This window comes from Cetobacterium sp. ZWU0022 (assembly GCF_000800875.1).
Taxonomy (GTDB): Bacteria; Fusobacteriota; Fusobacteriia; order Fusobacteriales; family Fusobacteriaceae; genus Cetobacterium_A.
In genome coordinates this window covers 65,252-90,321 of the sequence record NZ_JRJZ01000032.1, presented here as the reverse complement: position 1 = coordinate 90,321, position 25,070 = coordinate 65,252, and the positions used below count along the sequence as shown (strand labels likewise).

Annotated in this window: 18 protein-coding genes; all 18 read right to left on the bottom strand. The window is 32.0% G+C overall.

Translation table 11 applies throughout. The annotated features are described in order from the left end of the window. Window positions 1–9: 9 nt before the first annotated feature. On the bottom strand, window positions 10–2,766 hold the full coding sequence (gene lptC, locus L988_RS02520) for an LPS export ABC transporter periplasmic protein LptC (protein ID WP_047381242.1): 2,757 nt from the start codon (window positions 2,764–2,766) through the stop codon (window positions 10–12). Window positions 2,767–2,774: 8 nt separating this feature from the next. Continuing rightward, entirely contained in the window at window positions 2,775–5,399 is a 2,625-nt protein-coding gene (gene mutS / locus L988_RS02515; RefSeq protein ID WP_047381240.1) for a DNA mismatch repair protein MutS, read from the bottom strand. A 17-nt stretch (window positions 5,400–5,416) separates the two neighbouring features. Continuing rightward, window positions 5,417–6,352, bottom strand: coding sequence for a tRNA dihydrouridine synthase DusB (dusB, locus tag L988_RS02510; protein ID WP_047381237.1), 936 nt, complete (start codon window positions 6,350–6,352; stop codon window positions 5,417–5,419). 157 nt (window positions 6,353–6,509) lie between these two features. Then, the gene (tsaD, locus tag L988_RS02505) at window positions 6,510–7,520 is read right to left on the bottom strand and encodes a tRNA (adenosine(37)-N6)-threonylcarbamoyltransferase complex transferase subunit TsaD (protein WP_047381236.1); all 1,011 of its coding nucleotides are present in this window, start codon (window positions 7,518–7,520) and stop codon (window positions 6,510–6,512) included. Between the two features lie 101 nt (window positions 7,521–7,621). After that, entirely contained in the window at window positions 7,622–8,347 is a 726-nt protein-coding gene (gene pflA, locus L988_RS02500) for a pyruvate formate-lyase-activating protein (RefSeq protein ID WP_047381234.1), read from the bottom strand. A gap of 32 nt (window positions 8,348–8,379) precedes the next feature. Then, the gene (pflB, locus tag L988_RS02495) at window positions 8,380–10,620 is read right to left on the bottom strand and encodes a formate C-acetyltransferase (RefSeq protein WP_047381232.1); all 2,241 of its coding nucleotides are present in this window, start codon (window positions 10,618–10,620) and stop codon (window positions 8,380–8,382) included. 171 nt (window positions 10,621–10,791) lie between these two features. Next, window positions 10,792–11,532, bottom strand: coding sequence for a lysophospholipid acyltransferase family protein (locus L988_RS02490; RefSeq protein WP_047381231.1), 741 nt, complete (start codon window positions 11,530–11,532; stop codon window positions 10,792–10,794). Continuing rightward, on the bottom strand, window positions 11,526–12,068 hold the full coding sequence (locus L988_RS02485; protein ID WP_052191648.1) for a regulatory protein RecX: 543 nt from the start codon (window positions 12,066–12,068) through the stop codon (window positions 11,526–11,528). The genes L988_RS02490 and L988_RS02485 overlap by 7 nt, the downstream gene beginning before the upstream one ends. Next, the gene (gene recA / locus L988_RS02480; protein WP_047381230.1) at window positions 12,058–13,131 is read right to left on the bottom strand and encodes a recombinase RecA; all 1,074 of its coding nucleotides are present in this window, start codon (window positions 13,129–13,131) and stop codon (window positions 12,058–12,060) included. Before recA ends, L988_RS02485 begins: the two co-directional genes overlap by 11 nt. A gap of 5 nt (window positions 13,132–13,136) precedes the next feature. Continuing rightward, window positions 13,137–14,135 carry a glycosyltransferase family 9 protein gene (locus L988_RS02475; RefSeq protein ID WP_047381229.1) on the bottom strand — a complete coding sequence of 333 codons (999 nt, stop codon included), beginning with the start codon at window positions 14,133–14,135 and terminating at the stop codon, window positions 13,137–13,139. Between the two features lies 1 nt (window position 14,136). Continuing rightward, window positions 14,137–14,808 carry a lipopolysaccharide core heptose(II) kinase RfaY gene (locus L988_RS02470; protein WP_081990282.1) on the bottom strand — a complete coding sequence of 224 codons (672 nt, stop codon included), beginning with the start codon at window positions 14,806–14,808 and terminating at the stop codon, window positions 14,137–14,139. Window positions 14,809–14,811: 3 nt separating this feature from the next. Further along, on the bottom strand, window positions 14,812–15,822 hold the full coding sequence (locus tag L988_RS02465) for a glycosyltransferase family 9 protein (protein ID WP_047381228.1): 1,011 nt from the start codon (window positions 15,820–15,822) through the stop codon (window positions 14,812–14,814). Window positions 15,823–15,824: 2 nt separating this feature from the next. Further along, the gene (locus L988_RS02460) at window positions 15,825–16,850 is read right to left on the bottom strand and encodes a glycosyltransferase family 9 protein (protein ID WP_047381226.1); all 1,026 of its coding nucleotides are present in this window, start codon (window positions 16,848–16,850) and stop codon (window positions 15,825–15,827) included. Further along, window positions 16,807–17,595, bottom strand: a complete 789-nt coding sequence (locus tag L988_RS02455) for a glycosyltransferase family 2 protein (protein WP_047381223.1) — start codon at window positions 17,593–17,595, stop codon at window positions 16,807–16,809. The genes L988_RS02460 and L988_RS02455 overlap by 44 nt, the downstream gene beginning before the upstream one ends. A gap of 124 nt (window positions 17,596–17,719) precedes the next feature. After that, on the bottom strand, window positions 17,720–21,301 hold the full coding sequence (gene nifJ, locus L988_RS02450; RefSeq protein ID WP_047381222.1) for a pyruvate:ferredoxin (flavodoxin) oxidoreductase: 3,582 nt from the start codon (window positions 21,299–21,301) through the stop codon (window positions 17,720–17,722). Window positions 21,302–21,475: 174 nt separating this feature from the next. Then, complete coding sequence (locus L988_RS02445; protein WP_047381221.1) at window positions 21,476–22,681, bottom strand: acetate/propionate family kinase; 1,206 nt, start codon at window positions 22,679–22,681, stop codon at window positions 21,476–21,478. A 93-nt stretch (window positions 22,682–22,774) separates the two neighbouring features. Continuing rightward, window positions 22,775–23,773 (bottom strand): phosphate acetyltransferase, encoded by a 999-nt coding sequence (gene pta, locus L988_RS02440; protein ID WP_047381220.1) that lies wholly within the window; start codon window positions 23,771–23,773, stop codon window positions 22,775–22,777. A gap of 134 nt (window positions 23,774–23,907) precedes the next feature. Beyond that, window positions 23,908–25,068 (bottom strand): signal recognition particle-docking protein FtsY, encoded by a 1,161-nt coding sequence (gene ftsY, locus L988_RS02435; protein ID WP_047381216.1) that lies wholly within the window; start codon window positions 25,066–25,068, stop codon window positions 23,908–23,910. Window positions 25,069–25,070: the final 2 nt, after the last annotated feature.

The window sequence follows — 25,070 nt, the reverse complement described above, 5'->3', positions numbered from 1 at the left end:
AGATTCTCCTTATTTTTTCATAATTTTGTTATATCCTGAATTTATTTGATTTTTATTAGTGATGCTTTTACTCTCGTTTGCTTTGTAATCAACAAATACATTTCCTCTAGCTTTAGCCTTGTTTGTTTTCATGTCATAGTCTACTTCGTCTGCAGTTATTATTGAATCACCATCATCTACAAATACATCACCTCTTAACTCAGCTAAGTTTTCCTTATTTTTTAACTTAGCTTTTATCGATGTAGCATTTAAAGTTTTATCCTTATCTTTTCTAACGATAACAACTTTTCCAACTAGATCAATTACTTCAGTATTTAAATTCCCTGTCATCATATTTGAAGTTACAGTTGTTACAACTCCATTTTGATCTTTCATGACAGCTTTTGTATTATCTTTTCCAAATACCAATTTTTTTTCTGGTTGTATCTCTAAATAATCTGAATACAGAGTTGTTCCCTCTTTTACAATAACAGCATTCTTTCTAATTTCAACTCTTTGAATCTCATTTTTACCTTGAGCATTCTTTTTAAAATAAGCTCTTACAAAGTCTCCTTTGAAGTTAACTGGGATACCATCTTGATAAATTACACCAGAAACATTCCCAATGAAATCTAAATTCATATTGTCCAAAGTCCCTTCAACCTTATCCCCTTTGAATTCTTCATTTATTTTAGATTTTATAACTACATTATTTCCACTTAAGTGACTGCTTTTTTTATTCAACTCTCCACTACTCATAGTTATATCATAATCCATATATTGTATATTTACAGGAAGATTTGATTTAGCAATCTCTGTATTTTGATTATATTGTAAACGCTGTCCTTTTAAAGTAGATATGTCATCTTTAATCTCTGCATTCCCTTCAAGTATAAACTCTCCTTGAGAAACAAAGTACTTTATTATATCACTTTTTGAAGCATTCTTCACATCTTTTCCACTAAAATTTTCTCCAGTGAACAATTTTTTCTCAGTTTCATAGATACCGTTATACATTTTCCCATTACTTTTCTTTATTTTATCTTCAAATACAATCTCTCCAGGTATATAAATCTTTTGATCTTTTATTTGATAATCTGCCGAATTTGCATTCGCTACAACATCTCCACTCGTCAAAATCAATTTATCTTTTATTTTTACAAACTCATTTTCCTTAAACTCTCCTGTTGTTGAAATAACCTTAGTATCACCTTTTTTATCAAAAGCTACTAAGTCTTTTTCAACTACACCGATTCCTGTTTTTTGATTAAATTCTAGATTAGTTCCTTGAACACTGTTATTTGTGCTAACATATTTAAATGCACCAAATGATTTGAATACTTCTGTAGTTAAATTATACTCACCTTTCAGGCCTTCAAAACTATCTTTTTCCGCTTTTCTTTTTAAAAGATATTTCTCAGGAAGGTATACAAACCCTTTTTTTCCTAAATAATCAACTTTTGAACTTTCAAAAATATATCTTTTATCTTCAAAATAGGCATCACCATCAACTAAATAGCTATCCTCATTTCTATCGAAATCAACTCTATCTCCTGAGGCAGATTGATTTTCTACTATATCTCTTATTGTCCCCTTTACTACATATCCTTTTCCTGTTAATTTATTATAAAAGAAACTTTCTCCCTTACTGTCATATTGTTCACTAAAATATGTGTACCCATCTTTTAAATAAAGCTCGCCTGTAACTGTTTGATATTTTAAGTTTTTTGTTAAAATATTATTCGTTGGGCTTGTATATTCTATATTTTTATCGGCTATTAGTTCAAGATCTTTTGTATCAGTTGAGTATATCGCCATATCAGCCTTTAATTTACCGCCATCTTTATCTGTCCCGTTTACATTTCCCTTCACTATTAACTTTTTAGTTATTTTATTGTAGATACCATCATCACCTATAAAAGAGTATACTCCATTACTTCCTTTAATTTTTCCATTAAAGTTAATATTGTCTCCTCCATCCGATGTTATGCTTTCCATATCAATTTTATATCCATCTGCTAATATATAAACATTTTTGCTAATTTTAAAGGATTCTGTTTTATCGTTTAAAGTTAAATCTTCTCCATATAGCTTTATTCCATTATAATCTAATTCGAAAGGATTTGAGCTAGTTAATAGATTTGTTTTCGTGTCATATTTTAATCCTTTAAAATTACCACTTAAAATACCTGACCCATCTCCTAGATTACTTCCTGACAAAAATGCTTGTCCCTCTATATTCATTATTTTATCTTTATCATTATACTTTGCTTGCTGGGCTGACAATGTTATATTTTTTGTTTTAAAACTTACATCCCCTGATAAAGTCACATTCTCCATTTTTAAATCACTTTTAAAATTTTGACCTGAAACCTCTATCCCTTCCTCTTTATTGATTGCAGTTACACCTATTGTTGACTCAATCTCTCCATTTGCTTTTGTATATTTTGCTTCTTGAGTTTCAAATTCCCAACCATTTAAACTTTTTCCTAAAATATTAGATTTTAATAAAAGGTTTTTTCCGGCATCTAAAATCGCATTATCTCCTGTTAAAACCATTCCATCTAAAACTGCTTTTGCTTTTTCAAATGTTGTTTCATTTTTTCCTATAAAGTCTTTTTGTTTATCAGCTTCTATATGATACCCCTCTGTATCATATATTGCTCCTGTCGTTTCAACAATTTCCTCTTTTTTCTCTATTTTTTTCTCATCACCAAAATAATTGAAATATCCCAAAACCAATGCTGCTGCTATAACAATTCTATAAGTCAACTTCTTCTTATCCATACTGCCTCCTAGTTTAAGATACGTTTTAATTCATTTAACTTTAAAAAGGCGTCTAAAGGTGTCATTTTATCTAATTCAACCTCTTTTAAAAGACGTAAAACTATTTTTTCCTCATTTTCTAATTGTACAATATTTTCTTCCACTTTTTTTACAGGTTCCTCTTTTACTTCCGCTTCAAAATCTCCAAATAATATCAATTGCTCTTTTTTTACTTTTTTCTCTATAATCATTTTTCTATTTTCTAAAACTTTTAGCATCTCTTTTGCTCTATCCAAAATCTCTTTTGGAAGTCCTGCTAATCTTGCAACTTCGATTCCATAAGATTTATCTGCTCCACCTTTTACAATCTCTCTTAAAAAGGTAATCTCTTTTTCATCCTCTTTTACTTCGATTCTAAAGTTTGCTGATTTATTTAACTTTGATTCTAGCTGAGTCAATTCATGATAATGCGTTGCAAATATAGTTTTTGCTTCTATATTATCGTGGATATACTCTGTTATAGCCGTAGCTATAGAAATTCCATCAAATGTTGATGTCCCTCTTCCTATCTCATCTAAAATTATAAATGAATTTTTTGTTGAACTATTTACAATATTCGCAACCTCACTCATCTCTAACATAAACGTCGATTGACCAGTTACTAAATCGTCGCTAGCTCCAATTCTTGTAAATATTTTATCCACTATCCCTATTCTAGCATATTCTGCAGGAACATAACACCCCATATGTGCCATAATTAAAATTAGCGCTACTTGCTTCATATATGTCGATTTTCCAGACATATTTGGTCCTGTTAAAATTATTAGATTCTTATCATTATTTAAAACAATACTATTCTTTATAAAGTTTTCTCTTCCAACTAATTGCTCAACAATCGGATGTCTTCCACCTATAATTTCTAACTCTCCATCTTTAGTTATTTCCGGCTTAACATATCCATTCTTAGTTGCAATATGAGCAAAGTTTGAAATAACATCTAAATATGCAATCTTATACGCTAATTCATGAAGAATTTTTCTGAATACTTTTATCTCTTCCGAAATCTCTTTAAATAATAAATACTCTAAGTTTTCAATCTTATCTTTCGCATTTAACACTTTCTCTTCATAAATTTTCAAATCTTCTACAATATATCTTTCTGCATTTGCTAATGTCTGCTTTCTTATATAATCATCAGGTACTAAATGAATATTAGCTTTTGTAACCTCTATGAAGTAACCAAAAACTTTATTATATTTTATTTTTAATCCTTTAATACCCGTTCTATCTCTTTCTCTATTTTCAATCTCTAAAATCGTATCTTTTCCATTATTAGAAATATTATGTAGTTCATCTAAATCTGAATTATAACCTTCTCTAATCATTCCTCCCTCTCTAACAGAGAACGGAACCTCATCTTTTATCGATCTTTCAATCAAGTTATATATTTTTACTAATTCATCTAAAGCTATTTCAAAAATCGGAGCGCCTTTCAATACCTTGTATATATCTAAACTATTTATAATAGATTTTTTCAAAGCCACTAAATCTCTTGCATTTTCATTTCCTAAAACTAACTTACCTATTATTCTTTCTATATCATATATATCTTTAAGTCTATCTCTAACTTCCTCTCTCAAAAGAACATTTTCATAGAAAAAATCAATATCATTTTGTCTTTCTAATATTATCTCTTCAGAAATCGATGGATTTTTCAAAAAATGTTTTAACAGTCTACTTCCCATTGAACTCTTGCACCCATCTAAAACCCATTGTAAAGTACCTAAAACACCATTTTCTCTAGTAGAAGCTACAATATCTAAATTTCTTTGAGTTGTTAAATTCAGTTCCATTATATCTTCACTACCAGTATATACTATTTTATCTACTGGAATATCATTTCCTTTTTGTAACTCCAAAACATAATCTAGCACCATCGCAGCTGCTTCAACAGCTATAATTTTTCCATTCAAGTCAAAACTATCTAAAGAAATCACTTTAAAGTACTCTTTTAAATATTCTTCACTCTTTTTTATTTTTAAACATGGACTAATATTTATTTTATTTAATTGAGCAAATTGCTTCAACTCTTTTTCTAGTTCAGGATATGAAACTTCATCAATTAAAACCTCTCTTGGAGAAACCTTATTTATTTCGCCCAATATTTTATATATGTAGTCTTCGGTTCTAGGTTTTTCTGTCGCTATAAATTCTCCCGTAGTTATATCTATATATGTTAATCCTATACCATCTTTTTTCAAGACGATTCCCATTAAATAATTATTACTTTTTTCATCTAAATATTCTGTATCAATTATTGTTCCTGGAGTTATTACTCTAACCACTTCTCTTTTTACTAATCCCTTAGTTGCTTTTGGGTCTTCTACTTGCTCACAGATAGCTACCTTATATCCTTTGGCTACAAGCTTTCCTATATACCCTGCCGATGAATGGTATGGGATTCCCGCTAAGGGAACCTCTATACCTTTCTCTTTGTTTCTACTTGTTAACGTTAATCCTAATTCCTTTGACACTATTACTGCATCATTGAAGAACATTTCATAGAAATCACCTAATCTAAAAAATAAAATGCTATCTTGATTCTGTTCTTTTATCTCTTTATATTGAGCCATTAATGGCGTATCTGCTGACAAAAAATCACTTCTCCTTATTATAAATTTTCCTTAGCTTTCTCTAATAGAGCTACTAACTCATCATAATTATCTATCTGATTTATAGCCCCTTTCAATACAGCTCCATTTCTTATTCCTTTTAAGTACCAACACAGATGTTTTCTTAGTTCAAATAGAAATTTTTTATCAGGATTATCTAACTTGGCTTGAAGAGTATGTTTGATAGCCATATCTAATCTCATCTCTGGAGTTAAAACAGTTTGAACATCTCCAGTTTCAAATTTTTCTTTTATTTGCTTAATTAACCAAGGGTTTCCACATATTCCTCTTGCCAACATTATTCCATCCACACCTGAATATTTTACTTTTTCATAGGCATCATCTGCAGTAAATATATCTCCGTTTCCTATAACCTCTATATTTACACTTTCTTTAACCTCTTTAATCAGTTCCCAATCTGCAGTTCCACTATACATCTGTTCTCTTGTTCTTCCGTGTATAGTAATATGTTTACATCCCGCTTCTTCAGCTATTTGTCCTACCAATTTATGCTGTTTTAATCCTTTATAACCTACTCTTGTTTTTAATGATAAATCAACATCATCAGCTATATTAGCTCTTATCTCACACAGGATTTTTTTTATATGATCTGGATCTTCTAAAAGAGCGGCTCCATATCCATTTTTTATTATCTTATTTACTGGACAACCTGCATTCACATCTATATGTTTTACACCTAACTTCTCAGTTATATATTTTGCACTATGAACCATTTTATCAACATCTCTTCCAAATATTTGAACAGCCTCTCCCTCTCTTATTCTTAATATTTGATTCAATGTCTTTTCATTTTCCATCTCTAAGGCATTTATACTTACCATCTCCGTAAACATAAGATCAGGTTTATATTCTTCTAAAATTCCTCTAAATGTATAATCTGTAACTCCCGCTAGTGGAGCAATATATATCTTCATTTTACCTCCAAAATAACACATTGTTATCCAAAAATTTTACCATATTTTCAAGAGTTTTTCAATGTTAAATAGGTTCTAGAATTACTCTCCCTAACTCTTTTTATATATAAAAATTATACCATAAAAATTAAAATACCCCAAAGATTTGGGGTATTTTTTAATCTTTCATTATATCTAATGTAGCTTTTCCATTTAAAGTTAAATCTGCAAAAATTTCGCCTTTTCCATAATTTAATTTGTAATAAGCTGCTGCTGCTATCATTGCAGCATTATCTGTACAATATGACATCGATGGATAGTTAACTTTCACTCCTATTTTTTCTGCTCTTTTTGTCAGCTCTGTTCTTAATAATGAGTTAGCTGCAACTCCTCCAGCTATTACAATCTGTTTAACGCCTTTATCTTGAACTGCTTTTAAAGTTTTTTTACAAAGAATATCTACGACTTTCTCTTGGAATGACGCAGATAAGTCTTCAGGTTTAAAATCTTCTCCCTTCATTCTTGCTTTGTTTACAGCATTTATAACTGAAGTTTTTATTCCTGAGAAACTAAAATCATATCCATCTACTTTCGGTTCAGGTATTTTCAAAGCATCCTTATTTCCTTTATAATAAAGCTTGTCTACAATAGGTCCACCAGGATATCCTATTCCCATTACTCTAGCTACCTTATCATAGCTTTCACCTACCGCATCGTCTAGTGTTGCACCTAAATTTATAAAATTATGATTTTCATCTATATAAACTATATTAGTATGACCACCAGATACAACTAAAGCGATACATGGTAACTCTATGTTGTGTTCTATAAAGTTTCCATATATATGTGCTTTTATATGATGAACTGGGATTAATGGTATATCATTTCCATATGCTAATCCTTTTGCAAAAGATATTCCTACCAGTAAAGCCCCAATCAGTCCTGGAGCATATGTTACAGCTATATAATCTACATCATCCATAGTTATTTTAGCTTCTTCTAAACTCTCTTCTAATATTGTAGCTATATTTTTTATATGATGTCTTGAAGCTATTTCTGGAACAACTCCACCATACTCTTTATGTATATCTATTTGAGAAGAGATATTATTAGATAAAACCTCTTTACCATCTTTTAAAACAGCTATCGACGTTTCATCACAAGATGTTTCTATTCCTAATATTATCATTGGATTCTCCTTCTTTTTTTACTTAATTATATCATATTTTTTACCAAAGTATATAAAAAACTACCTTAGAACAAATTAGCTCTAAGGTAGTCAAAACTTTATTATTTAACTGATAAACCTCTACTTTTGAATATGTTTTTAGCATTTTCAAATCTTTCAGCTGAAAGTTGCTCTACTCCTTTTAAAGGGTACTCTAGACCAATCTTTTGCCATTTATACTCTCCTAAAGAGTGATATGGTAAAACTTCTACTTTTTCAAGATTATCAAAATCTTTTAAGTAATCAGCTAATTTTCCTAATAATTCATCATTATCAGTGATCCCTGGAACAACAACGTGTCTTACCCACATCGGTTTTCCAATCTCTTTTAAATACTGTGCAAATTTTAAAGTAGGTTCTAAGTCAACACCAGTTAACTCTTTATATTGTATAGGATCTATTGATTTTATATCTAGTAATACAAGATCTGCATATTCTAAAGCTTCTTTAACTTTATCGTTAAATAAATATCCAGAAGTATCGATCGCTGTGTGTATTCCCTCTTTCTTACAAAGTTTCAATAGTTCTTTCACATATTCGGGTTGAGTTAACGGATCCCCACCGGTAACCGTAACTCCTCCCTTTTTTATAAAGTTTTTATATTTACAGATTTCTAAGAAAGTTTGTTCAGGAGTCTCCAGAGATTTCGCTTCCTCTTTTTTCCAAGTATCACAGTTATGACAATATTTACATCTCAAAGGACATCCTTGAGTAAATACTACATATCTAATACCTGGTCCATCTACAGTTCCAAAACTCTCGTGTGAGTGTATAAATCCCTTTTTCATTTCTTAGCACATCCTTTATATTACTTTATTAATTACATATTTCCGTTAATTGTTCTTGAAATAACGTCTAATTGTTGCTCTTTTGTTAATCTTACGAAGTTAACTGCGTATCCAGAAACTCTGATTGTTAATTGAGGGTACTTCTCAGGGTTAGCCATTGCATCCTCTAATAAAGCCTTATCGAACACGTTAACATTTAAATGTTGTCCTCCATCAGCTGTGAAGTATCCATCCATTAATCCTACTAAGTTCTCTACTCTTTCTTCTCTAGATTTTCCTAAAGCTCCTGGAGTGATAGCAAACGTGTAAGAAATTCCATCTTCTGCATGGTGGAATGGTAACTTAGCTACTGAAGCAAGTGCTGCTACAGCTCCTCTCTTATCTCTTCCGTTCATTGGGTTAGCTCCTGGAGAGAATGGAGTTCCTGCTGGTCTTCCACAAGGAGTAGTTCCTGTTTTCTTTCCGTAAACTACGTTTGAAGTAATTGTTAAGATAGATTGAGTTGCTTTTGAATTTCTGTAAGTTTCATGAGTTCTGATGTAGTTCATGAATTTCTCCATAATTTCAACTGCTAATTTATCTGTATTGTCATCGTTGTTTCCGAATGCTACGTATTCTCCTTCTCTTACGAAGTCAACAGCGATTCCTCTTTCATCTCTGATTACTCTTACTTTTGCATCTCTGATAGCTGCTAACGAGTCAGCAACGATTGATAATCCTGCAATTCCTGATGCTTGAGTTCTTAAAACATCTACATCATGAAGTGACATTTCGAATGCTTCGTAAGAATATTTGTCGTGCATGTAGTGGATAACTTTAAGAGCATTGATGTATACTCCTGCTAACCATTTTAACATTAAGTCATATTTTTCCATAACTTCATTGAAATCTAAGTACTCAGAAGTGATTCCTTCGAATTTAGGTGCAACTTGTGCTCCTGACTTCTCATCTCTTCCACCGTTGATTACATATAATAAAGCTTTTGGTAAGTTTACTCTAGCTCCGAAGAATTGCATTTGCTTTCCTATTTTCATTGGAGAAACACAACATGCGATTCCGTAGTCGTCACCTAAGTCTGGTCTCATTAAATCATCGTTTTCGTATTGGATAGCTGATGTATCTATTGAAACTTTAGCACAGAAGTTCTTCCAGTTTTCTGGAGATTTTTGTGACCATAATACTGTTAAGTTTGGCTCTGGAGCTGGTCCTAAGTTGTAAAGAGTATTTAAGTATCTGAACGCAGTTTTAGAAACTAAAGTTCTTCCGTCTACTCCTTCTCCTCCTAAAGCTTCTGTTACCCAAGTAGGATCTCCTGAGAATAACTCGTTGTACTCTGGAGTTCTTAAGAATCTAATGATTCTTAATTTTATAATAAATTGGTCGATTAAGTCTTGAGCTTCAGTTTCAGTGATTAATCCTTTAGCTAAGTCTCTTTCGATGAAGATATCTAAGAATGTAGCAGTTCTTCCAACTGACATTGCAGCTCCATCTTGATCTTTAGTTGCTGCTAAGTATGCGAAGTATACCCATTGTACAGCTTCTTTTGCATTTGTAGCTGGCTTTGTAACGTCGAATCCGTAAGAAGCACACATTTTTACGAATAATTTTAACGCATTGATTTGCTCAGTGATTTCTTCTCTTTTTCTGATTATTTCTTCAGTTAATTCTGGAGATTCAGCTTTCTTTAATTCGAATTTTCTTTCTTCGATTAATCTGTCTACTCCGTATAGAGCTACTCTTCTGTAGTCTCCGATTATTCTTCCTCTTCCGTAAGCATCTGGTAATCCAGTTACGATTCCTGATTTTCTTACAGCTTTCATATCATCTGTATAAGCTGAGAAAACTCCTTCGTTATGAGTTTTTCTGTATCTTGAGAATATTTCTTTTGTTATTGGATCGATTTCGTATCCGTAAGCATTAAGAGAGTTTTCAACCATTCTTAATCCACCTTTTGGATAAATACCTCTCTTTAATGGTGCATCTGTTTGTAATCCAACGATTGATTCGTTTTCTTTTGAGATGTACCCAGGTCCATAAGTATCGATAGCTTGTGGAGTTCTAGTTTCTGCATCGTAAACTCCTTTTGCAATTTCTACTTTGAACATTTCTGTTAATTTTGACCAAACAGCTTTTGTATTTTCAGTAGCTCCTGCTAAGAAAGCTTCGTCACCAGTGTATGGTGTGTAGTTGTTTTGAATGAAATCTCTAACGTTGATTTCTTTCTTCCATAAGTTTCCTTTGAATTCTGACCAGTAAGATTGTAAGTTTTCCATCTTTTTCCTCCTGAATGGATTATAATTTTTATATATTCCACTTATATTTTTGGTTAAAGCTCTGTTAAGCTTCACTTAATTTTCAAGGAGATTATAGCACAAATAATAATTAGTGTCAAACTTTTCCAGACTTTTTAGCGGTTAATTTTATACTAAATTAGTGGTTATTTTTTAATTATTTTTTACAATTTTCTCATTACCTACCAATTCTTGAACAATCTCACTAATATTTTTGCCATTTTCTAAGTACATTTTCTTCAAATCTATCGGTTTTCCTACAGTTACACGAACCTTTTTATTTGGATTAATTTTTATACTTTTTCTACTTTGAACAAAAAAAGTTCCATCAATTGTTACAGGTAAAATAATTCCATTAGTTTCTGTTGCTAATTTAAAACTTCCTTTCTTAAAAGTTCCCATTTTTCCAGTTAATGTTCTTTCTCCTTCTGGAAATATAACTGTTGGATATCCCTGTTTAACTATATCAACAGCTTTCTTTATACTTTTTATTCCTTCTCTTGGATTAGATCTATCTAAAAATATGCATTTACTCATTTTCATCCACATAGAATAAAATGGCCAACTTTCCATCTCTTTTTTAGCCACAAATCCTAAGGGAAGATCTAGTGCTGTAACTAAAACAGGAATGTCTAAGTTACTTTCATGGTTTGCAACTACAACAACCCCATCTTCTCTTTTTAATTTTCTATATGCTTTTTCATCTAAATAAGTAACCTCTAAATCTATCTTTGCCGCTTTTATCAAACTCATACACAGTTGCTCTCTTAAAACTTTTCTTGCTTCTAACGGAGCTTTCTCACTAGACATTTTCTTTATCTTTCCAGCTTTAAATATAGTTATATATGCAAAATTAAGTAGCGCTACAAACGTAACTTTTATCAATGTTAACATTCTTCCTCCTGTTTTCTAGTCATAATCTTTTTTATATCTCCGTAAGAATAACCTTTTCTCATTAATGAAGCTATCTTTTTTTGATCATCTCTATTTCCAAGCTTATCCCAAGCCTTCGATAACTCCTCTAATTCATCATCATCTTCATATATATTTAAACTTTCTTTTATTATATCTGGTGAAATACCTTTTAATCTGAGGTCATATTCAAGCTTTTTTCTTCCACCTTTTCTATTTTTAACAAAATTTTGAGCAAATTCTATATCGTTGATATAATCTAGCTCCTCTAATCTTTCTACTACTTTTAAAACTACTGCTTTTTCCCAATATTTTTGTACAAGTTTTGTATAAATCTCTTTTTTACTATAATCTCTTTTGGCTAAATAATAATATGAAGTAGAGAGAGCAGCTAACTCTAACACTTGTAAGTATTCCTCGTGAGATAGCTCCTCTCTCTTTTTTAAATCATATTTATTTACTATTTCATTATTCAAGCCAATATTTAAACCATTTTCAAAGAGATAATTATTCTTCAATAGCCTCTTCAGTTTCAATATCGCCCTCTCCTTCTGATGTATGAAGTACAATAGTGTTCTTCTCTAAAAGTTGATTTACTTTTTCCTCAATAGCTGCTAATAATTCTGGTTCAGCTTCTAATCTAGCTTTTACATTTTCTTTACCTTGCCCTAATCTGATATCTCCAAAACTAAACCATGCTCCTGATTTTGCTACGATATCATTATCTAAAGCCATATCCATTATCTCTCCAACTCTAGATATTCCTTTTCCATACATAATTTGGAATTTAGCTTCTCTAAATGGAGGCGCTACTTTATTCTTAGTAACTTTTACAACTGTTTCATTTCCTATGATTTCTTCTCCTTGTTTTACACTTCCAATTCTCTTTACTTCCATTCTAACTGAAGAGTAGAACTTTAAAGCTTTTCCACCTGTTGTAGTTGTTTGAGGTCCAAAACTGAATCCACCAATCTTATCTCTAACTTGGTTTATAAATATCATAGTTGTTTTTGATTTGTTTATTGACGCTGTTAACTTTCTTAAAGCTTTCGACATTAATCTTGCTTGAAGTCCCATTTGTTGATCTGACATCTCACCATCTATCTCAGCTTTTGGAACTAATGCCGCTACTGAATCGACTACTATAACATCTATAGCTCCCGATCTAACTAACATATCCGCAATCTCTAACGCTTGTTCTCCAAAATCTGGTTGAGAGATTAATAACTCGTCTACATCTACACCTAAAGCTTTTGCATAAACTGGATCCAATGCATGCTCAGCATCTATAAATGCTGCTACTCCTCCAAGCTTTTGAGCTTGAGCCACAACATGTAATGCTATTGTAGTTTTACCTGAACTTTCAGCTCCATAAACCTCAATTATTCTACCTCTAGGTACTCCTCCTAATCCAAGAGCTAAATCCAAGTTTATACTTCCCGTTGAAATTACTTCAATGTTCATTCCTTGGTTTTCACCTAGTTTCATTATTGAACCATCACCAAAGTCTTTTCTAATCTGCTTTAACGCTGTCTCTAATGCTTTTGACTTATCTGTTGTTTCTACTGACTTTTTTGCCATTTCAACTACCTCCCATTTTTTTCTATTATCTCCATTACTCTTGTCGCACTCAGTTTTTTCATACAATTAAAATGTTTTTGTGGACAGTTTTTGTCTCCGTGTAAACTGCAAGGTGAACAAGGTTCATTTAAATAAATCAATTTATTATTTTCATCATATTCAAACATCTCGGGACTAGTTGGTCCAAAGATTACAAATGTTGGGCATTTAACACCTCTAGCAATATGAAATGGTCCAGAATCATTTGTTACTAAAAACTTAGCTTTAGATAGTAAAGCTCCACTCTCTTTAAGATTTAATTTTCCTGCTAAATTTATTGCTATTCCACCACTTAGATTCTTTATTTTCTCACACATCTCATACTCTGCAGCAGAGCCTATTATAATAGGTTTTTTCCCATATTTATTATAAAGTAGTTTTGACAATTCTGCAAACCCTTCTTTTGTCCACTTTTTAGTTTCCTTTGATGCGCCTGGGGCTATCATCGGAACATTTTCATATTCTATACATAATGTTTTTAATTTTTCCACATCTTTTTGTTCGAAACTAAATGTTAAATCCTCACCCTGATACTCCAAACCCAAAACTTTAAAAGCACCAAAATAATTTTTAATTATCGTATTATCAACTTTATATTTTGTAGCTTTTGTTTTAACTAATATTGTTTTTAAAAATCCTCTTTTTTTATATGTATACACATTTTTAGAAATAACACTACTTATAATTTTTGATCTTACTTTTGAATGTAAATCAAAAACGTAATCATAATTATTTTTCTTTAATTCTTTACCAAAGGCTATCATATTTTTTAACCCATCATGTTTCTCTTTATTAAACAATATTAAATTATCTATATAAGGACACCCTGAAATAGAATCTTTAAAGTTTTCCATAACCAAAAAGTCTATAACTATATCAGGGTACTTTTTTTTCAATTCTTTCAGTACCGGTGTCGTTAGGATGACATCCCCTATCGAACTTAGTCTTATAATCAAAACTCTCAATTTATCTTTCCTTTCTTCGAATAATTTTCTTCATTCTCCCAATCCAATGTAGATAAATATTTAAAGATTTAGCTAACTTATAACTTAATGAGGTTTTGTCATAGATGTCAATCTCCTTATGACAACTCTCTTCTAAATATATAAATTCATAAGCCGCTCCTGCTTTACCATATTTATTTTTTATCAATTTCACATCTATTAAATAGACTTCATCTTTTAATATCATAAAATTATCAAGTTGTGAATCTCCATGTAAGTATCCTTTTTTATGAATTTTTTCTAATTCATTTTTAACAAAAAAAAGCTCATTGATCGTTGCTGTTTTTCCTTCTAAATAGGAACTTATAAAAAATGAATCAAAACACATTCCAAACACTCTTTTTTCCCAATACATAATTGGAGTCGCACCTTTAAATCCTAACTCTGATATTCTTAAACAATTAGAATACTCTCTTCTACTTTCACTTCCTCTAAAAAATGATAATATTCTTTGCCAAACTCTTTTATTTTTTTCTTTAGGAACTTTGTAAACATATTGTTCCTCATCAACTTTTATCAAAAGAACATAGCTTCTTTTATCATCTTTTAAAACTTTCAAAATAGTAAACTCATTATTTTTTATTCTATTTGGTAAATTAAACTTTATAGAACTGTTACAAACAACTTTCTCCATAGATTACCTCTTTAAAGCTTGTAAAATTTTATCAAATACCTTTTCTGGTTTTATTTCCAACATACATTTAAAATGCCCCTTTGGACACTTATTTCCACCATGAATTCCACATGGTCTACAAGGTAAGCCTTCAATTTCTAAAACCTCACTATTTTCACTCCAAGGAAAAAATCCAAACTCTTTTACTGTCGGTCCAAACAAAGCTATTATTCTCGTATTTTTAAAGGCTGATGCTATATGAATCGGAGATGAATCATTTGTCAGTACAACCCTCACTCTTCTTAAGACTTCAGCTAATTCTAAAAGTGTTGTTTTTCCTCTCAAGTCAATAACTCCCTTAGATGTGTGGACATTTAAAAACATCTCATCTTTTCCACCGATAACTATTACTTTTTTATTATTTTCTATCAACAAATCTATAACTTTATTAAAATATTCTAAAGGCCACTTTTTAGTAAACCACTTACTTCCAGGAGCTATAGCTACAACATCTTCATTTTCTAATCCATTTTCTTCCCAAATTCTATTTATGATTTCAGTGTCTTTTTTACTTGGATATAATTCTATCGGATAATCCTCTCTCGAATTTTTAGGTATCTCTCCCATAAATGAAAGTAACTTTTCTACTTCATGCTTTTCTTTATCGTACTTAACTTTGTCCGTAAAGAGGATTGCTCCACTTGCAGTATCATAACCTATTCTTTTTGGAGATCTTGTTAACCACGAAAGTATAGAACTACGCAAGTATCTATGAGGAGTCAAAACTAAATTAAAGTTCTCATATCTCAATCTTCTTCCCAATGCAATAAGTCCTTTAAATCCTGAATGAGTTCCTCTTTTATCATACTCTATTATCTCTGTTATATCCTCATTATTTCTCAAAATGCTTGCACCAACTGGAGTTGTTACATATGTAATCTTAGATTCAGGGTACACCTCTTTTATTCTTTTTATCAGTGGTGTAGACAGTACAATATCCCCAATAAAAGCTGTATGTATAATCAATATCTTCACTATTATCTCTCCAATCTATCTATTATCTCTTGAACAATTCTTTCTTCAACTTTATCTGTATATGAATCAAAGTTTTTATGTTTATAGTTCTCTTTACTATTCTCATCCGGAATTACATAAGTTACGTCCTCATCTCCATATACTCCCCATCTTGTTGGACTCTGAGTTGGCTTTTTAGGGTATAGTGCAACTATACTTTTCTGTAAAGAGCCAGCTATATGAGTAGGTCCTGTCGATCCACCAAAATAAACTTTTGATTTGTTTATCACCGCGCCAATATTTAAAAGTTCTCCACCATTTGCAAATAAATAAACTCTATCTCTATCTATCTTTTTTATTAGATCTAAACCTCTCTCTTCATCTGAGATATGTGCTGTTATTATTACATCTAAATTTTCTACTCTATCTATAATTTTTGTTAAAATATTAGCATACTGTTCATCTGTTATATTTTTAGCTGAACCTCCCATAAAAGGATTTACAACTAGCACTTTTTTCCCTATATTATTATCTTTAAAAAATTTTTCCGCTGACTCAATATTATTTTTATCTAAATAAATCGCTGTATTTATCTCAAATCTTTCTTCGAAAAGTTTCTTGTCTAATTTTTTTATTAAATCTAGATTATACTCAGCTTCATGTTTTATAGATTTTGATCTTTTTTGAAGAACACCTTTATTGAAAGTAAAAAATGATTTTAATTTTGAAAGAGGTCCTATCTTAACCTTTGCTTTACTCGCTTTTGCTAATTGCATAACAAAATCATCTACATATAAAGCTATAAAAACATCTGCATTAAAATACTCGATTTTTTCTAATAATTCTTTTTGTCTATATCTATCTATTTGAACTACTCTATTTATATAAGGTAGATTTTTTACTATGTTATAATTATAATTTCTAACTAATAAAGTTATTTCTGCATCCGGATACATCTTTCTGATCATAAAAAAACTTGGGATTGATAAAATTAAGTCGCCTATTTTATCCGTTCTTGCTATTATTATTTTTTTGTAAGTACGAGCCATTTTTATACATCTCCCTTAATTTAAAATATTTAACCATCGAATATAAAGAACTTGTTGATGCTATAACAAATCCTTCAACTCCATCTAAAAAACCTAATCTAAATATATACATTCTTAAAAATTTATATAGAGGATTAATTACGATATCAAACACACTTGCTTTTTTTCCTTTTTTATAGTAATCTTTAGCACCTTCTGTTGTATATCTATTAAATCTATTAAAATAATCTTCCATTGTTAAATAGGAATGATGCAAAATATCTTCCTTTATTTTATATATCTCTTTATCTGTTTCAAAAGCTTCATGGACCATATTATCATTAAATTTTCCAGATCCTTTTTTAAATAACCTAATAGCGTAAGAAGTTCCCCATCCACCATGTTTCAATTCTTTTCCAAAACACACAGATAATCTATTTATTTTATATATCTCTTTTTTATCATCTTCATTTGCTACTATCTCTTTTATTTTTCTTTTCAATTCTTCTGAAATCTCTTCATCTGCATCTATATTTAAAATCCAAGTCCCTTCACATTTTTCTATAGCCGAATTTCTTTGAGGTCCATATCCTTTCCAAGATTCAGTGTGAAACTTTGCTCCAAATTCTTTTGCTATCGCTTCTGTTGAATCAGTTGATCCACTATCAACAATAACTATCTCATCTGCTAACTCTTTAATCGATTCTAATGTTTTTCTTAAAATTTTCTCTTCGTTAAAGGTTATCATTGCAACAGATATCTTCATTTTTCCACCCTCTCTTTATTACTACTTACTTTTAATTATATCAAATTATACGTTAATTTACAAAAAAGTTTTGTAATAAAAAAAGAGATAAGGTATCTCTACCTTATCTCTATAGTTCAAAGAATTACTTAGCTTCTGATGTGAAGTCTAATGATGCAAGTCTTTGGTATTGTCTCCATCTTCTTTGAGATTCTGACTTATTCTTAGCGAACAGTACTGATGCATGTTCTGGTTGAGATTTAGCTAATGTAGCATATCTAACCTCTCCCATTAAGTAGTCATTGTAGTTGTCCCAGTTTGGTTCTTTACAATCAATTTGAAGTGGGTTTTTACCTTCTGCTTCTAATAATGGATTGTATCTGAAGATTGGCCAGTATCCACACTCAGTAGCTTTTTTCATCTCAAGTTGACTGTTACCCATTCCGTTCTTTAATCCATGACTGATACAAGGTGCATAAGCTATGATTAATGATGGTCCTGGATAAGCCTCAGCTTCAGCGATTGCTTTTAAGTATTGAGCTTGGTTAGCTCCCATAGATACTTGAGCAACATATATATGTCCATAAGACATAGCAATTGCAGCTAAATCTTTCTTCTTATTAGGTTTTCCTGCAGCCGCGAATTTCGCTACTGCTCCTGTTTGAGTTGATTTAGATGCTTGTCCTCCAGTGTTAGAATAGATTTCAGTATCCATTACTAAAACGTTAACATCATCTGAAGAAGCTAAAACGTGGTCTAATCCTCCATAACCGATGTCATAAGCCCATCCGTCTCCTCCAAATATCCATTGTGATTTTTTAACAATGTATTGTTTTAACTCTAGAAGTTCTGCTGCTACTGCACAATCACAAGCTTCTAAAGCTGGTACTAATCTATCTCTGATCTCTTTTGTTTTGTTTCCATCTGCTCTATTAGCAAGCCATTCAGTGAACATTGCTGCAACCTCTTCAGAAACATTGTTCATGTTTTCTTCCATGATTGTTGCAATTCTATCTCTCATAGCTTCAACAGCAGTTGCCATTCCATATCCAAACTCTGCGTTATCCTCGAATAATGAGTTAGCCCATGATGGACCTTCTCCACAGCTATTTGTTGTGTATGGAGTTGATGGTGCTGATCCTCCATATATTGAAGAACATCCTGTAGCGTTAGCTATCATCATTCTGTCTCCAAATAATTGAGTTATTGCCTTAATGTAAGGAGTTTCTCCACATCCTCCACAAGCTCCGTGGAACTCGAATAATGGTTGTGCAAATTGCGATCCTTTTACTGATGATTTTGGCATTAAGTTATCTTTATAAGTTACTTCATTGAATAGGTAATCTGCATTTTCTTGCTCACCTTTTTCAACTTCTTGTCCAATTGGTACCATTACTAAAGCTTTCTCTTTAGCTGGACATACGTTAGCACATAGTCCACATCCTGTACAATCTAATGGAGATACTTGAATCTTATACTCTAGTCCTTCTAAACCTTTTCCAATTGGAGTTTTTGTTTTTAACTCGTTTGGTGCTCCTGCTTTTTCCTCAGCTGTCATTAAGAATGGTCTAATAACTGCATGTGGACAAACATAAGAACATTGGTTACATTGGATACAGTTTTCTGATTTCCACTCAGGAACGTTTACTGCAACTCCTCTCTTTTCAAAAGCAGTTGTACCGTTCTCAAATGTTCCATCCTCATATCCTAAGAAAGTAGAAACTGGTAAGTTTTCACCTTGTAAAGCATTTACTGGTTTAGCAATTTTTTCTACGAATGCTTCTAACTTAGTTGTCGTTCCACATCCGCATCCTGTACAAGAGCAAGCTCCTTTTTCTTCTGCTACAACTTCTGTTGTTAAGTTAGCCCATGATGGATCAACAGCTATTTCAACTAACTCTCCAGCTCCCTTATCGATAGCTTCGTAGTTCATCTTAACAATAGCGTCACCTTTCTTAGCGTAAGATTTTTCCGCATATTGCTTCATATAGCTTTGTGCATCCTCAAATGGAATAACGTCAGCTAATTTAAAGAATGCTGATTGCATTATTGTATTAGTTCTTCCTGATAATCCAATTTCTGTAGCTAACTTATTAGCATTTATAATATAGAATTTAGCATTTTTCTCTGCTAAAGTTTTCTTAACTGAATTTGGTAAGTGAGCAACAACCTCATCTTTATCCCACACACAGTTTAATAGGAATGTTCCACCTTGCTTTAATCCACCAATCATATCGTATTGAGTTAAGTACGCTGGTACTGAACAAGCTACGAAGTTAGGTGCTGATACTAAGTAAGTTGATTTAATTGGATTTTTTCCAAATCTTAAATGAGATCTAGTTGATCCTCCAGATTTTTTTGAATCATATGCAAAGTATCCTTGTGCATATAAATCTGTTTTATCTCCGATGATCTTAATTGAGTTTTTGTTAGCTCCAACTGTTCCATCTGATCCAAGTCCGAAGAATAAGCACTCTCTTACTCCTTCTGCTCCTGTTTCAATGTGTGGTCCTACTTCTAATGATTTGAAAGTAACGTCATCGTTAATACCTACTACGAATCCATTCTTTGGCTCATCTTGCTTTAAGTTGTCGAATACAGCTTTCATTTGTGCTGGTGTTGTATCCTTAGAAGATAATCCATATCTTCCACCTACGATTACTGGAGCGTTTTCCATTCCGTAGAATAGTCCTCTTACGTCCATATATAATGGCTCTCCTAATGATCCAGGCTCTTTTGTTCTATCTAATACAGCGATTTTCTTAACTGTCTTAGGGAATACGTTGAAGAAGTACTCAGCTGAGAATGGTCTATATAAGTGTACATTTATAAGTCCTACTTTTTCTCCTTTTGCTACTAAGTAATCAACAGTTTCTATTAATGTTTCACAAACAGATCCCATAGCAATAACAATATGCTCTGCATCTGCTGCTCCATAATAATTAAATGGCTTATAATCTCTTCCAGTTACTTTTGAAATTTCTTCCATGTATCCAGCTACGATTGCAGGAACTGCGTCGTAGAATTTATTTTGTACTTCTCTTGTTTGGAAGTAGATATCATCGTTTTGAGCTGTACCTTTTGTTACTGGGTGCTCAGGGTTTAATGCTCTTTCTCTGAAAGCTTTTATAGCGTCCATGTCAACTAAACCTTTAAATACTTCAAAGTCCATTACTTCAACTTTTTGGATTTCGTGTGAAGTTCTGAATCCATCGAATATATTCATGAAAGGTACTCTAGATTTAATTGTTGCTAAGTGAGCAACTCCTGATAAATCCATTACTTCTTGTACTGAGCTTTCAAATAACATAGCAAATCCAGTTTGTCTAGCTGCATAAACGTCTTGATGATCTCCAAAGATTGATAATGCTTGTGCTGCTAATGCTCTCGCAGATACATGAATAACTGATGGTAATAACTCTCCAGCTATTTTGTACATATTAGGAACTTTTAATAGTAATCCTTGAGATGCTGTATATGTAGTAGTTAAAGCTCCCGCTTGTAACGATCCGTGAACTGTTCCTGCTGCTCCAGCTTCTGATTGCATTTCCACAACCTTAACTGGAACTCCAAACATGTTTTTCATTCCTCTTGATGCCCACTCGTCAGTGTACTCAGCCATTGGCGATGATGGAGTTATTGGATAGATTCCTGCTACTTCTGTAAAAGCATATGAAGCATATGCTGCAGCTTGGTTTCCGTCCATAGTTTGCATTTTTTTAGCCATTTGAATTGTCCTCCCTTTTTTAATTGACTCTAAAGTTAACTCTATTTTACGAATATTACTCTAAATTGTCAATTAAACTTCTAAGTTTTTTTAAGAAATTTTTAAACTAATTCAACCAAATATAATTTTTTACTGACTAATATGTTTATTTTTAAAACAACCTTCGACACAAAACTACTTTGTAGCGTTTACTATTTCGTAAGTATCTCTAGCTATTACTAACTCTTCGTTTGTAGGAATTTTGAAAGCTTTTACTTTCGAAGTTTCTTTAGTTAAAAGAACATTTCCTTTTTGTCTCTTAGAGTTAACTTCTTTATCTAACTCAAGTCCTAAGAACTCTAATCCTCTTAAAACATCTTCTCTAGTTTTTCCAGAATTCTCTCCGATTCCTCCAGTGAAGCAAATTGCATCTACTCCACCCATTTGTGCAGCGTAGTTTCCTACATATCCTCTGATTTTGTAAGCGAACATGTTTTCTGCTAATATAGCTCTTTCATTTCCTGCTGCTGCTGCCATTTCCATATCTCTACAGTCTGATGACTCTCCGAATACTCCTAAGATTCCAGATTGCTTGTTCATTCTGTCGTCCATCTCTTTATCAGATAATCCTCTTTTGTTCTTGATGAATAAAACTGCTGCTGGATCGATATCTCCACATCTAGTTCCCATCATTATACCTTGTAATGGAGTTAATCCCATTGTTGTATCAATACATACACCATTTTTAACTGCAGATACTGATCCACCGTTTCCTAAGTGACATACGATTATTTTTGATTCAGCAGGGTTTCCTAATAACTCTTGAGCTACTCCTGAAACGAACTTATGAGATGTTCCGTGGAATCCGTACTTTCTAACTTTTAACTCTGTATAATCTGCATATGGTAATGCATACATGTAAGCTTCTTTAGGCATAGTTTGGTGGAATGACGTATCGAATACTCCTACGTTTGGTTTTCCAGGCATTAACTCTTGCATTGTTCTGATTCCTAATAGGTTTGCAGGGTTATGTAATGGAGCTAATTCTGAACACTCTTCCATAGCCTCCATAACTTCTGGAGTTACTAATACAGATGAAGCGAACTTTTCTCCTCCATGTACAACTCTGTGACCGATAGCATCGATCTCTTCTACTGATTTGATTACTCCGTACTCTGGATTAGTAATAGCTTTTATTACTAATTCTAAAGCTTCCTTATGAGTAGGCATAGCTTCTTTTATTTCGATTTCGAAGTCGTTTGCTGGAGTTTCATATTCCATTTTTGATCCTTCGATTCCGATTCTCTCACAAAGTCCGATTGCAAAAAGCTCTCCAGACTCAGGGTTTAATAATTGGTACTTTAGAGACGAACTACCACAGTTAATAACTAAAACTTTCATTAAATTTACCACCTTAATTTTTATTTTATAATATATTTTATTCAGTGAGAGAGCCACTCTCACTGATTTTTAACCTTAATCTTGTTTAGACGATTATTTTCCAGCTTGAACTGAAGTTATTGCAGTTAAATCTACGATATCTTTAACTGAACATCCTCTTGATAAATCGTTGATTGGAGCTGCTAATCCTTGAATTAAAGGACCATAAGCTTCTGCATTAGCTAATCTTTGAACTAATTTATATCCAATATTTCCTGCTGCTAAGTTAGGGAATATTAATACATTAGCATGTCCTGCAACTTTTGATTCTGGAGCTTTCTTTAATCCTACTGCTGCAACTAAAGCCGCGTCAGCTTGTAACTCTTCCTCAAATGCGAACTCTGCATTTCTTTCTCTTAAGATTTCTCCTGCTCTTTTTACAACATCTACTGAATCATGCTTTGCAGATCCTTTTGTAGAGAATGACATAAGTGCAACTTTTGGATCTAATCCTGCAACTGTAGATGCTGTTATTGCTGCTTCTGAAGCGATATCAGCTAATTGCTCTGAAGTTGGTTCTGGTATTACAGCACAATCACCGAATACTAAGATTTCTCCATAAGTTTCTATGTTATGCTTTAATTCCATTAAGAATACTGATGATACAGTTTTTACTCCTGCTTTAGTTCCAACAACTTGTAATCCAGCTCTTAATACGTTTGCTGTAGGTGAATCTGATCCTGAAACCATTCCAGCTACATCTCCCATTTTAACCATCATAGCACCAAAGAAGTTAACATCTGTCGTTAATAATCTTTCTGCTTCTTCTGGAGTCATTCCTTTTTTCGCTCTTAATTCACAAAGCTTCTCTACATAAGATGATAACTTCTCAGTAGTTTTTGGATCAATTATTTCTACACCTTCTAATGATACTCCTAGGTTTGCAGCGAATTTTTCAATTGTCTCTGCATCTCCTACTAGTACAGGAGTTCCCAACTTCTCCTCAACTACTCCTGCTGCTGCTCTGATTACTCTCTCATCAGTAGCCTCAGGAAGAACTATTTTGTTTCCTAAAGTTTTTGCTTTTTCTTTAATTTGAACTATAATGCTCACTTTAAGTCCTCCTTGATTTTTATTAAATAAAATCGCACTTTTTTAATCATACTGTAATAGTGCTCATAATTTTCAACTATATATTAACAAATTTTATATATATTTACAACAGAAATTCTATTTTTTTTAATATCTTAGTCAAAAATTGCCTGTATATACTCTTTACTGTTAAACTCTCTTAAATCCTCTATTCCCTCTCCTACACCTATATATTTTATAGGTTTTTTAAGTTCTTCGGAGATACTAAATAAAATTCCACCCTTCGCTGTTCCATCTAATTTAGTAACTACAAATCCTGTTAATTCTGTTACCTCATTAAATACTCTTGCTTGAATTAGACCATTTTGTCCAGTTGTTCCATCTAAAACTAGTATAGACTCGTATGGTTGGTCTCCTATCTTTCTTTTTATAATATTATTAATCTTTTCTAATTCTTTCATTAGGTTATTTTTATTGTGTAGTCTTCCAGCTGTATCGATAATTACAACATCTGCATTTTTATCTTCTCCAGCTTTTAGTGTATCAAAAACAACTGCTCCAGGATCTGCTCCATCTGGATGCTTTACAAGTTCTGCTCCAGCTCTTTTAGCCCATTCTTCTAATTGCTCAACTGCTGCCGCTCTAAATGTATCTGCTGCACCTATAACAACTTTTTTCCCATCTTTAACTAATTTTGATGCTACTTTTCCAATTGTAGTTGTTTTTCCAACTCCATTTACACCTACTATTAGAATTACATTCATTCTTCCCGGTTGAATATCTAGGTTTGTATTTTCTGTTATTAAATAACTTTCTAAAACATCTTTTAATACCGGATAAACATCTTCAGGATTTTTAACTCCTCTTGCTTTTACTTCAGCCTTTAAGTCTTTAACTATTTTCAAAGTCATCTCTATTCCAATATCAGACTGAACTAATGTATCTTCTAACTCTTCATACATCTCTCCATCCACTATTGATTTTCCTGTGAAAATATTTTTTAAGGTTCCAAAAAGCCCCTCTCTAGATTTGAATAGTTTTTCTTTTAAAGATGTAAAGAAGCTTCTTTTTTCAACTTTAGGTTTCTCAACATAAACTATCTCTTCCTCTATCTTCTCTTCTTCTTGCGACTCATTTTCTAAAGCTGTTTCAACAGCTTCATCAATTTTTTGTCCCTCTTCTATTTTTTCTTCAACCAACTCATCAGAAATCGGTTGCTCTATCTCTTCTTTTATAACCTCTTGCTCTAACTTTTCTTTTTGCTCTTCTATTTTCTCTTCTTTTTTTCTACCGAAAAGTTTATTAAAAAATCCCATTG

Bases quoted from the DNA above. Each gene is read 5' to 3' on its own strand.
- lptC (WP_047381242.1), bottom strand. From the start codon at position 2,766: ATGGATAAGAAGAAGTTGACTTATAGAATTGTTATAGCAGCAGCATTG.
- dusB (WP_047381237.1), bottom strand. From the start codon at position 6,352: ATGAAGATATATATTGCTCCACTAGCGGGAGTTACAGATTATACATTT.
- tsaD (WP_047381236.1), bottom strand. From the start codon at position 7,520: ATGATAATATTAGGAATAGAAACATCTTGTGATGAAACGTCGATAGCT.
- pflA (WP_047381234.1), bottom strand. From the start codon at position 8,347: ATGAAAAAGGGATTTATACACTCACACGAGAGTTTTGGAACTGTAGAT.
- pflB (WP_047381232.1), bottom strand. From the start codon at position 10,620: ATGGAAAACTTACAATCTTACTGGTCAGAATTCAAAGGAAACTTATGG.
- L988_RS02490 (WP_047381231.1), bottom strand. From the start codon at position 11,532: ATGTTAACATTGATAAAAGTTACGTTTGTAGCGCTACTTAATTTTGCA.
- recA (WP_047381230.1), bottom strand. From the start codon at position 13,131: ATGGCAAAAAAGTCAGTAGAAACAACAGATAAGTCAAAAGCATTAGAG.
- L988_RS02470 (WP_081990282.1), bottom strand. From the start codon at position 14,808: ATGGAGAAAGTTGTTTGTAACAGTTCTATAAAGTTTAATTTACCAAAT.
- L988_RS02460 (WP_047381226.1), bottom strand. From the start codon at position 16,850: ATGGCTCGTACTTACAAAAAAATAATAATAGCAAGAACGGATAAAATA.
- L988_RS02455 (WP_047381223.1), bottom strand. From the start codon at position 17,595: ATGAAGATATCTGTTGCAATGATAACCTTTAACGAAGAGAAAATTTTA.
- nifJ (WP_047381222.1), bottom strand. From the start codon at position 21,301: ATGGCTAAAAAAATGCAAACTATGGACGGAAACCAAGCTGCAGCATAT.
- L988_RS02445 (WP_047381221.1), bottom strand. From the start codon at position 22,681: ATGAAAGTTTTAGTTATTAACTGTGGTAGTTCGTCTCTAAAGTACCAA.
- ftsY (WP_047381216.1), bottom strand. From the start codon at position 25,068: ATGGGATTTTTTAATAAACTTTTCGGTAGAAAAAAAGAAGAGAAAATA.